This window comes from Streptomyces sp. NPDC093260, from assembly GCF_040683715.1.
GTDB classification, from domain to species: Bacteria; Actinomycetota; Actinomycetes; order Streptomycetales; family Streptomycetaceae; genus Streptomyces; species Streptomyces sennicomposti.
On record NZ_JBFBEK010000022.1, the window covers coordinates 111,682 to 122,625 of the forward strand.

Annotated in this window: 6 protein-coding genes and 2 pseudogenes; 6 read left to right on the forward strand and 2 right to left on the reverse strand. The window is 73.2% G+C overall.

All coding sequences use genetic code 11. From position 1 onward, the window contains the following. Positions 1–50: 50 nt before the first annotated feature. A pseudogene (locus AB0N63_RS25695) lies at positions 51–785 on the reverse strand (FAD-dependent monooxygenase); the annotation flags it as partial. 196 nt (positions 786–981) lie between these two features. Here AB0N63_RS25695 and AB0N63_RS25700 point away from each other — a divergent pair. The 5 genes and pseudogenes from AB0N63_RS25700 to AB0N63_RS25720 form a co-directional block, all read left to right on the forward strand. Next, positions 982–1,149 (forward strand): annotated as a pseudogene (locus AB0N63_RS25700) (TetR family transcriptional regulator); the annotation flags it as partial. Positions 1,150–1,223: 74 nt separating this feature from the next. Continuing rightward, a complete protein-coding gene (locus AB0N63_RS25705) occupies positions 1,224–1,883 on the forward strand; it encodes a 1,4-alpha-glucan branching protein (protein WP_365531966.1) in 660 nt (219 codons plus the stop codon). Between the two features lie 520 nt (positions 1,884–2,403). Next, complete coding sequence (locus tag AB0N63_RS25710) at positions 2,404–4,452, forward strand: M4 family metallopeptidase (RefSeq protein WP_365531968.1); 2,049 nt, start codon at positions 2,404–2,406, stop codon at positions 4,450–4,452. Between the two features lie 247 nt (positions 4,453–4,699). Then, positions 4,700–6,346, forward strand: coding sequence for a M4 family metallopeptidase (locus AB0N63_RS25715; RefSeq protein WP_365531970.1), 1,647 nt, complete (start codon positions 4,700–4,702; stop codon positions 6,344–6,346). A gap of 72 nt (positions 6,347–6,418) precedes the next feature. After that, a complete protein-coding gene (locus tag AB0N63_RS25720) occupies positions 6,419–6,940 on the forward strand; it encodes a DUF1990 domain-containing protein (protein WP_365531972.1) in 522 nt (173 codons plus the stop codon). A gap of 75 nt (positions 6,941–7,015) precedes the next feature. Here the strand turns inward: AB0N63_RS25720 and AB0N63_RS25725 are convergent, their stop codons facing one another. Next, entirely contained in the window at positions 7,016–9,634 is a 2,619-nt protein-coding gene (locus tag AB0N63_RS25725) for a glycosyltransferase family 1 protein (RefSeq protein WP_365531974.1), read from the reverse strand. A gap of 615 nt (positions 9,635–10,249) precedes the next feature. Between AB0N63_RS25725 and AB0N63_RS25730 the strand changes: the two genes are divergently transcribed. Further along, a partial coding sequence (locus AB0N63_RS25730; protein ID WP_365531975.1) for a maltotransferase domain-containing protein occupies positions 10,250–10,944 on the forward strand: 695 nt, incomplete at its 3' end.

Here is a 10,944-nt window from a genome sequence, read left to right on the forward strand (position 1 = left end):
ACCGTGACCCGAGCCGACGCGCCCGGACCCGGCCGGCTCGGGCGGGCGGGTCAGGGCAGCGCCGGCGGGACCCACCTCGCGTGCCGGAGGATCGCCTGCTGGGCCGCTCCGGCCGCGGCCAGGCGCAGGGCCGTGTTGCGGGCCGCGATGGCCAGGGGGCGGGTCAGGCTCTGGCCCATGCGCCCGGCCTGGCGCGCCGCGCGGGCGACGGACTGGCTGCGCGGGCGGCGCAGCGCGTCGTAACGGGCCAGCGCGGGGTCGACGCCCGGTTCGTGGGCCAGCGTGTGCGCGAGTGTGACCGCGTCCTCCAGCGCCTGGCAGGCGCCCTGCCCGAGGTTCGGCGTCATGGCGTGCGCCGCGTCGCCGAGGAGGGCCGTCCGGCCGACGGCGTAGGACGGCAGCGACGTGCGCAGTTCGTGGGTGTCGTGGTGCAGGACGGCCTCGGGCCGGGTGGCCGCCAGCAGCGCGGGGGTCGGCTCGTGCCAGCCGGCGAACCGGCGGCGCAGTACGGCGAGTGGGTCGGCGTACCGCACGCCGGGCGGCGAGTTGAGCACCGCGTGCCACTCGGCCCGGCCGTCGCGGAAGAGGATGTGGCCGAATTCCGCTTCCCCGCCCCAGGTGAGCGCGAAGTCGCCGTCCACGTCGACCGGCCCCTCGGTGAGGGCGCGCAGGACGGTGGAGCCGCTGTGGGCGGGGCCCGGGTGGCCCGGGAACAGACGGGCGCGCAGACGGCTGTTGACACCGTCGGCGGCCACGACGAGATCGGCCTCCAGGACCTCCCGCCCGCCGGACGCCCGCAGCGGCCCTCCGCCGGCGTCCTGCCGCACGGGCATCGCTCCGGCCGGACGGCTGCCACCGCCCCGCCGCGCAGGCGCTGCGGCCGGACCCTCCCCATCCCCGCCCCCCGCGCCGGCGCCGGCGCCGGCGCCGTCCCCCGTGCCGGCGCCGGTGCCGCCCCCCGCGCTCTCGTCGGCCCCGGCCCGCGACGCCGTGCGCGCCTTCCTCGCCGCCCAGGGCGTGACCGACCCCGCGGGACGTACCGTCACCCTGTTGACCTGCGTGGACGGCCTGGTCTTCGACCGCCTGGTGAACGGCGGGGGCGTGCCGGCCGGGCAGCTGCGGGACCTGGTGGCCGCCGCGCTGCGGTAATGCCGCGCGGCGTCCGCCGGCGAGGTGCGAGGGTGTGAGCACCCGCACCGAGTCACCCGAGGAGACCCGCAGGCATGGCCGTCATCCACCGCACCACCCTCGAGCCGACCAAGCTGGAGCTGCTCACCGGCTGGCTCCCCACCCGCCCCTGGTACCAGGGGGGCGCCGGCGCCCCGGAGTTGGCCAAGGCGGGCGGTTTCCGGCTGGACGACCCGGAGGGCGAGGTCGGGATCGAGTTCATGGTGGCCGCCGACTTGGCCGGGCCGCACCCGGCCGCGTACCTGGTGCCGCTCACCTACCGCGGCGCCCCGCTCGACGGCGGCGAGGCGGCCCTGATCGGCACCACGGAGCACGGCGTGCTGGGCCGGCGCTGGGTCTACGACGGCTGCCAGGACCCGGTGCTGGTCGCGCAGTTGGCGGCGCTGATCGACGGCCGGGCCGAGGCGCAGGCGCAGAGCGTCAGCCACACCCCCGACAGGGAGGTCACCGCCGCCCGCTCCAGCGTGGACCCGCTGCCCGCCGGCTTCGCCGGGGCCGCCGACACCGGGGAGGACACCCGGCTGTCCGCGCCGGACGGCACCACCCTGCGGCTGCGCCGGGTGCTGCGCCCCGAACCGGACGGACGGCCGGTTGTGCCGCCGTCGGCGATCGGCCATGTCGCAGGCGCCTGGGACCTGCCGGACGGCGTCCGCGCCCACGGGCTGTTCGCCACGGTGCACCCCGCCGCCGGCTGACCGTCCCGGGCCGTCCGGCCCCCGCACACCTGAGCCCTGTCGCACGTCGCCGTGCGACGGGGCTCCGTGCTGCGCCGCCCGCCGCGGCGAAGTGGAGCAGCGGCACACGCCGTTCCCGCGTCCGGTCCGTATACCGAACATGAACATCCGGACAACGAACGATTTCCAGCCAAGTTGATGACGCGGTCCTGACAAGCACCGCGTCCTCCTGCCACTCTTCCCCTCGGCCGTTCACAGCCACACCACAGCACCCCCCACCGTTCCGCGACTGTGGCCCGGCCCGCACCCCGCCCTCGGGCGCCGTGCACCGCACCGCGCACCTCGGCAAGGCACACCCCAGCGCCACGCACGCACCCCAGCACCCGGCGCCACGCACCTCCGCACCAAGCACGGCGCTCGACGCACCGCGTTCCACGCACCTCGCACTTCGGCACTTCGCAGTTCTGCCCGGACGGCTCACCCCCCGCCCGGACCTCCCCACCTGGCCGCGCGACCCGCGGCCACGCAGAAGGAGTCAGTGTTGAGTAGCAGCAGCTCTCGCAGACGCACCTCCCACACCACCCACCGCCGGGCCGCGGGCGTCGCCCTGGCCGGTGTCGCCGCCCTCGTCGCCACGGCGGTCCAGTCGGGCGCCGCCAGTGCCGCGCCCACCCCGGCCCAGCACCCCGGGAAGGTGAACCCGGCGCACGTCGCCGTGCAGCTCACCCCCTCACAGCGCGCCGAACTGATACGCGACGCCGACGGCGCCAAGGCGGCCACGGCCAAGGACCTCGGCCTCGGCGCGCAGGAGAAGCTGGTCGTCAAGGACGTCGTGAAGGACGCCGACGGCACCCTGCACACCCGCTACGAGCGCACCTACGCCGGCCTGCCCGTCCTCGGCGGCGACCTGGTCGTGGACACCGCGAAGTCGGGGCGGACCGAGCGGGTCGTGAAGGCCACGAACGCGGCCGTGCGGGTGCGCAGCCTCACCCCGGCCGTGCCGAAGGCGACCGCGGAGAAGCAGGCGCTGCGCAGCGCGCAGGCGCTCGGCGCGCAGAAGACCTCGGTGGCCCCCTCCTCCCGCAAGGTGGTCTGGGCGGCGAACGGCACCCCGGTGCTGGCGTACGAGACGGTGATCGGCGGGCTCCAGGACGACGGCACGCCGAACCAGCTGCACGTCATCACCGACGCCAGCACCGGCAAGGAGCTGTTCCGCTACCAGGGCATCGAGACCGGTGTCGGCAACACCCAGTACAGCGGCCAGGTCTCGCTGACGACGACTCAGTCGGGTTCGTCCTACACGCTGACCGACGGGGCGCGCGGCGGCCACAAGACGTACAACCTGAACCACGGCACCTCGGGCACCGGCACGCTGTTCAGCCAGACCAGCGACACCTGGGGCAACGGCACCACGTCGAACGCGGCCACCGCGGCGGCCGACGCGCACTACGGCGCCGCGGTCACCTGGGACTTCTACAAGAACACCTTCGGCCGCAACGGCATCAAGAACAACGGCGTCGGCGCCTACTCGCGTGTGCACTACGGCAACTCGTACGTGAACGCGTTCTGGGACGACAGCTGCTTCTGCATGACCTACGGCGACGGCTCGGGCAACAACGACCCGCTGACCTCGCTGGACGTGGCCGGCCACGAGATGAGCCACGGCGTCACCTCCAACACCGCGGGCCTCAACTACAGCGGCGAGTCCGGCGGTCTGAACGAGGCGACCAGCGACATCTTCGGCACCGGCGTCGAGTTCTACGCCAACAACAGCACGGACGTCGGCGACTACCTCATCGGCGAGAAGATCGACATCAACGGCGACGGCACCCCGCTGCGCTACATGGACAAGCCCAGCAAGGACGGCGCCTCGGCGGACTCCTGGTCCTCGGGCGTGGGCAGCAAGGACGTGCACTACTCGTCCGGCGTCGCCAACCACTTCTTCTACCTGCTGAGCGAGGGCAGCGGCGCCAAGGTCATCAACGGCGTCAGCTACAATTCGCCCACCTCGGACGGGCTTCCGGTCACCGGCATCGGCCGGGACAAGGCGCTGCAGATCTGGTACCGGGCGCTGAGCACGAAGTTCACCTCGACCACCAACTACGCCTCGGCGCGCACCGGCACGCTCGCGGCGGCGGGCGAGCTGTACGGGACGACCAGCGCCGAGTACAAGGCGGTACAGGACGCCTGGGCGGCCGTGAACGTCGGCTCGCGCTCCGGCGGCGGCGACCCGGGCGGCGGCGGCTCCACCTTCGAGAACTCCACCGACGTGCAGATCCCGGACTACGGCTCGGCGGTCACCTCGTCCATCCCGGTCACCGGGCGCACCGGCAACGCGCCCTCCAACCTCCAGGTCACGGTGGACATCGTGCACACCTGGAGCGGCGACCTGCAGATCGACCTGGTGGGTCCGAGCGGGACGACGTACCGGCTCAAGAGCAGCGGCTACGACCCGACGCCGGACGTGCACAAGACCTACACGGTCAACGCGTCCACCCAGCCGGCCAACGGCACCTGGAAGCTGAAGGTCCAGGACCTGGGTCCGCAGGACACCGGCTACATCGACGGCTGGAAACTGACGTTCCCGTAAAGGTCTCTTGTAGACCGACGTGACCCCAGGTCAGGGCGCCGTTCCGGTGGTGGGACACCCGGGGCGGCGCCCGTTCACATCGCCGAAACATGAACCCTCTCGTCATTTTTCGGCCAACATCACTTCGGGGTCATGACATGTACGCGTCTTAGATGCCAGTCTTCCTCCACCCGCCGCACAGCAACCTGACACCCGTTCCGGTCCGGCAACCCCACGCCGGGCGGACTCCCCCACAAAAGGAGCTCGTGTGACTCCCCGCTACGCGCGTCGCACCACCCTGGCCGTCGCCACCGCCGTCGCCGCCGGCGCCCTGCTCAGCACCGGTCTGACCACCACCGCCTCGGCGCAGGTCCCGGCCGACGCCACCACCCTGGCCGCCGCGCCCACCAACCTGACCGCCGCGGCCCGCACCTCGCTCGTCCAGCAGGCGCAGACCGACGCGGCCGAGACGGCGCAGAGCATAGGCCTGGGCGCCCAGGAGAAGCTGGTCGTCAAGGACGTCGTGAAGGACGCCGACGGCACCCTGCACACCCGCTACGAGCGCACCTACGCCGGTCTGCCCGTCCTCGGCGGCGACCTGATCGTCCACTCCAAGGCGGGCAGGACCGAGGGAGTGACCAAGGCCGTCAAGGCGGCCATCAAGGTCGCCTCGCTGACGCCGAAGGTCACCCCGGCCAAGGCCGAGAAGCAGGCCGTGGGCCTGGCCAAGGACGCCGGCTCGGCCGCCTCCGCCGCCGCCCGGGCGCCCCGCAAGGTCATCTGGGCGGGCGACGGCACCCCGGTGCTGGCCTACGAGACGGTCGTCGGCGGGCTCCAGGACGACGGCACCCCGAACCAGCTGCACGTCATCACCGACGCGGCCACCGGCAAGAAGCTGTTCGAGTACCAGGGCGTCGAGAACGCGACCGGCACCGGCAAGACCCTGTACTCGGGCTCCGTCAGCCTCACCACCACCCTGTCGGGCTCGACGTACCAGCTGTACGACACCTCGCGCGGCGGCCACAAGACGTACAACCTGGCGCACAAGACCTCCGGCACCGGCTCGCTGTTCACCGACGCGGACAACGTGTGGGGCACCGGCGCCGCCTCCAGCTCCTCCACCGACCAGACGGCGGCCGCCGACGCCGCCTACGGCGCGCAGGAGACCTGGGACTTCTACAAGAACACCTTCGGCCGCAACGGCATCAAGAACAACGGCGTCGGCGCCTACTCGCGTGTGCACTACGGCAACTCGTACGTGAACGCGTTCTGGGACGACAGCTGCTTCTGCATGACCTACGGCGACGGCTCGGGCAACAACCACCCGCTGACCTCGCTGGACGTGGCCGGCCACGAGATGAGCCACGGCGTCACCTCCAACACCGCGGGCCTCAACTACAGCGGCGAGTCCGGCGGTCTGAACGAGGCGACCAGCGACATCTTCGGCACCGGCGTCGAGTTCTACGCCAACAACGCCTCCGACAAGGGCGACTACCTCATCGGCGAGAAGATCGACATCAACGGCGACGGCACCCCGCTGCGCTACATGGACAAGCCCAGCAAGGACGGCGGCTCCGCCGACTACTGGTCCTCGTCGGTGGGGAACAAGGACGTGCACTACTCGTCCGGCGTCGCCAACCACTTCTTCTACCTGCTGTCCGAGGGCAGCGGCGCGAAGACGATCAACGGCGTCAGCTACAACTCGCCGACGTACAACGGCGCCGCGGTCACCGGCATCGGCCGGGACAAGGCGCTGCAGATCTGGTACAAGGCGCTGACCACGTACATGACCTCCACCACCAACTACAAGAGCGCCCGTACGGCGACCCTGAGCGCGGCCTCGGCGCTGTACGGCTCGACCAGCGCCGAGTACAAGGCGGTCGCCGCCGCCTGGACCGCGGTGAACGTCAGCTGATCAGGCTGTAGTCGACGCGCGGCGGCACCCGGGAGGCGGAATCCCCCGGGTGCCGCCCTACTCTTGGGTCCCATGTCTTCGGCCCACTTCACCTACGAGCAGGTCGGCGCGACCCGCGAACAGGGACACTGCCCGCCCGGCTTCCGCCCGATGCTCGTGCGCGCCCGCATCGGCGAGGGCGAGGCGGTGTTCCGGCGCGCCGCCGAGGCCGTCCTCACCTGGGAGATGCACCGCGCCCTCGGGGTCGGCGTCACCACGGCCGCCGAACGCGCCGCGCCCGGCGTGGACGTCACCGTCACGCTGGCGGGCGTCGTCAAGGCGCCCTGCCGCGTCGTCTGGACGGTCGAGGAGTCCCGCCGCGCCGGCTGGGCCTACGGGACCCTGCCCGGTCACCCGGAGTGCGGCGAGGAGTCCTTCGTCGTGGACCGCACCGGCGACGGCACGGTCTGGCTCACGGTGAACGCCTTCAGCCGCCCCGCCAAGTGGTACGCCCGGGCCGGCGGCCCCGCCACCCGGGCCTTCCAGCACGCCTACGCGCACCGCTGCGCGAAGGTGCTGCGGAACCTGTGCGCGGACGCGGCCCCGGACGCCTGACGCCCGCGGCCGCGCCTGCCCCCCGCGGCCGGAGTGCCGCCGCACCGCGGCGGCCCCGGTCCGCGGGGCGCGCGCTCAGCGCAGCAGCACCCCCGCCTCCTCCGTGGCCCCTTCCGAGGGGACCGTCATCAGGCCCATCTCCGCACCGGAGGCGAGCAGCCGGTGGGCGGGGAGGATGCGGACCGTGTAGCCGTAGGGGCCGGTGCGGTCCAGGGCGAGCGGGCCCTCGTAGACCCAGCGGCCGTCGGCGTCGGGGGCGCCCGCCGGTTTCAACGGGACCGCGGTGGCGTCCTCGATGCGGTCCTCCTCGTCGACCCGGCCGGAGACCGCCTGCACCTCGATGTCCTCCGGGCCGAGGCTGCCGAGCCCGACCCGCACCCGCAGGCCGAGCGTGCTGCCGAGTTCGGCGGTGGGCGGCCCCGCGATGGTCTCCACGTGGTCCACGGTCACCTCGTGCCAGGCGCCCCGCACCCGCTCCTTCCACGCGGCCAGCTCCCGCGCCGCGTCCGGGCCGAGCGCGCGGTGCGCGTGCGCCGCCGGGGTGTACAGCCGCTCGACGTACTCGCGGACCATCCGCCCGGCCAGCACCTTCGGGCCGAGCAGGGCCAGGGTGCGGCGGACCATCTCGATCCAGCGGTCGGGCAGCCCGGTGCGGCCGCGCTCGTAGAAGCGGGGCGCCACCCGCTGCTCCAGCAGGTCGTACAGCGCGGCGGCCTCCACGTCGTCGCGGTGGTCGGCATCGGTGCCCGCGCCGTCCGCGGTCGGCACCGCCCAGCCGAAGTCGGGCTGGTACCACTCGTCCCACCAGCCGTCGAGCACCGACAGGTTGAGGCAGCCGTTGAGGGCCGCCTTCATCCCGGAGGTGCCGCACGCCTCCAGCGGCCGCAGCGGGTTGTTCAGCCACACGTCGCAGCCGTGGTAGAGCTTCTGCGCCATCGCCATGCCGTAGTCCGGCAGGAAGACGATCCGGTGCCGCACGCGCGGGTCGTCGGCGAAGCGGACCAGCTCCTGGATGAGCCGCTTGCCGCCGTCGTCCGCCGGGTGCGCCTTGCCCGCCACCACGATCTGGATCGGCCGCTCGGGATGCAGCAGCAGGTCCATCAGCCGGTCGCGGTCGCGCAGCATCAGCGTCAGCCGCTTGTACGACGGCACCCGGCGGGCGAAGCCGATCGTCAGCACGTCGGGATCGAGGACGCCGTCCACCCAGCCCAGCTCGGCGGTGCCCGCGCCGCGCTGCCGCCAGGACGCCCACAGCCGCCGCCGCACCTCCTCCACCAGCTGACCGCGCAGCTCCCGGCGCAGCTCCCAGATGTCCTCGTCCGCGATGTCGGCGACCGAGTCCCAGCGGTCCGAACCGCCCACCGACAGCGCGTCCTCCGTGCGCTGCGCCCCGATCTGCCGGGCGCCGAGCCGGAACACCTCCGGCGCCACCCAGGTGGGGGCGTGCACCCCGTTGGTCACCGAGGTGATCGGCACCTCGTCGGCGTCGAACCCGGGCCACAGCCCGGCGAACATCTCACGGCTCACCTTGCCGTGCAGCAGCGACACCCCGTTGGCGCGCTGCGCGAGCCTGAGGCCCATCACGGCCATGTTGAACAGGTTCGGCTCACCGCCCGGATACGTCTCCATGCCGAGCTGGAGGACGCGTTGCACGTCGATGCCGGGCAGCTCGGCCTCGGGCCCGAAGTGCCGGGCGACCAGTTCCCGGTCGAAGCGGTCGATGCCGGCCGGGACGGGGGTGTGGGTGGTGAACACCGTGCCGGCGCGCACCGACTCCAGTGCGGAGTCGAAGTCGAGCCCGGCGGCGGCCAGCTCCGCGATCCGCTCCAGCCCGAGGAACCCGGCGTGTCCCTCGTTGGTGTGGAACACCTCCGGCTCGGGGTGCCCGGTGAGCCGGCAGTACGTCCGCACCGCCCGCACCCCTCCTATGCCGAGCAGCATCTCCTGGAGGAGCCGGTGTTCGCTGCCGCCGCCGTAGAGCCGGTCGGTCACGCCGCGCTCGCCGAGGTCGTTCTCCTCCACATCGGAGTCGAGCAGCAGCAGCGGGATGCGGCCGACCTGGGCCAGCCAGATCCGGGCGTGCAGGAAACGGCCGCGGGGCAGCGCGAGGGAGATCCGGGCCGGCCCGCCGTCGGCCTCTGCCAGTTGGGTGACGGGCAGCTCGTTGGGGTCCAGGACGGGATAGTGCTCCTGCTGCCAGCCGTCGCGGGAGAGGGTCTGGCGGAAGTAGCCGTGCCGGTAGAGCAGGCCGACGCCGATCAGCGGGGCGCCGAGGTCGCTGGCCGCCTTGAGGTGGTCGCCGGCGAGGATGCCGAGGCCGCCGGAGTACTGCGGCAGGGCGGCGGTGATGCCGAACTCGGGCGAGAAGTAGGCGATCGCGGCCGGCAGCCCCGGGGGCTGCTCCTGGTACCAGCGGTCGCCGCTCATGTAGTCGTGCAGGTCGTCGGCGGCGGCGGTCAGCCGGCGCAGGAACCGGCGGTCGCCGGCCAGCTCGGCCAGCCGGGCCGGGCGCACGCTGCCGAGCAGCCGTACCGGGTCGCCGCCCGAGGACGCCCAGCGCTCGGGGTCGACGGACTGGAAGAGGTCACGCGTCTCGGCGTGCCAGGACCAGCGCAGGTTGCGGGCCAGCTCGCTGAGCGGTCGTAGGGGCTCGGGGAGAACGGGACGGACGGTGAACCGACGGATCGCCTTCACATTCCACCTCGGCGCGTTCGCTGATGGACGCACGGCACGGCACGCTTCGCCGAAAGCGCGCACGACGCCCTGCGCTTCGCTGGAAGGACGCACGGCACTGTGCGCCCCGTCACCCGAAACACCGTACCGGTCGTGGTGCGGGCCCCGCTGGGACCGACGCCACCGGTGCTGGCCGGGCGACCTGATCGGCTTCGTCCCGGCACGCCGGGAACCGGCCATTCTCGCGAGGCCGAGAGGCGGTGCGTGGTGGTGCGCGTCCGGGGTACGCGACCGGTGGGTGAGGTATCCGGCCAGGTCTCCGGCGTCCGCGGACGGCGGGGACCGGCTTGTCGAACACGTTTACGCAGCTACAGGGGGTTGCCGTGGCAGAGCAACGGTGCGGGCCCGGCCCCTGGCCGGAGACGGCCGGTCTTGTGTGCAGACATACGCGTGAGTAGTTAACAAAGTGCCGGAATGCTCACCCGAACAGGGTGGGAAGGCTCCCCCGGTACACCCGACCGGCCCCACGCACATTCACAGGTACATACGCGTCCGGGTTCCTCCGGACAGACCCCGCAGGACCCACCTCCCCACCCATCTCCGCCCACACCCTCGTTGACGCGGACAGGAGCGGTCATGCCCGCCACGCACCACCCGGCACCACCCGGCACCACCAGCAAGCGCCCCCGCGACGCCGGCCCACAGGCCGCGTCCGGGGCGTCCGACGCGCGTCCCTCACCGCGGGACGCCGCCGCGAGCGGGGACACCGCCGTGGGGCGGATCCCCGTGCTGGACGTCCGGCCGGTCGTCCAGCACGGCCGCCGGCCCGCCAAGGCGGTGACCGGCGAGTCGTTCGAGATCACCGCCACCGTGTTCCGCGAGGGCCACGACGCGGTGGCCGCCAACGTCGTGCTGCGCGATCCCGAGGGCCGTCCGGGTCCGTGGACGCCGATGCGGGAGCTGGCTCCCGGCACCGACCGCTGGGGCGCCACCGTCACCGCGGGCGAGCCCGGCCGCTGGACGTACGCGGTGGAGGGCTGGAGCGATCCGGTCGCCACCTGGCGCCACCACGCGAAGATCAAGATCCCGGCGGGGATCGACACCGAGCTGGTGCTGGAGGAGGGCGCCCATCTGCACGAGCGGGCCGCGGACGGCGTGCCTGCCGACGACGGGGGCCGGGAGGCCGTGCTGGCCGCCGTGGCCGCCCTGCGCGACGACAGCCGCCCCGCCGCCTCCCGGCTGGCGGCGGCGCTCACGCCGGAGGTGACCGAGGTCCTCACCCGGCATCCGCTGCGCGAGCTGGTGACCTCCTGCGACCCGCTGCCCCTCCA

Coding starts and splice junctions, on each gene's coding strand:
- AB0N63_RS25705 (WP_365531966.1), top strand. CDS start 1,224: ATGGCCGTCATCCACCGCACCACCCTCGAGCCGACCAAGCTGGAGCTG.
- AB0N63_RS25720 (WP_365531972.1), top strand. CDS start 6,419: ATGTCTTCGGCCCACTTCACCTACGAGCAGGTCGGCGCGACCCGCGAA.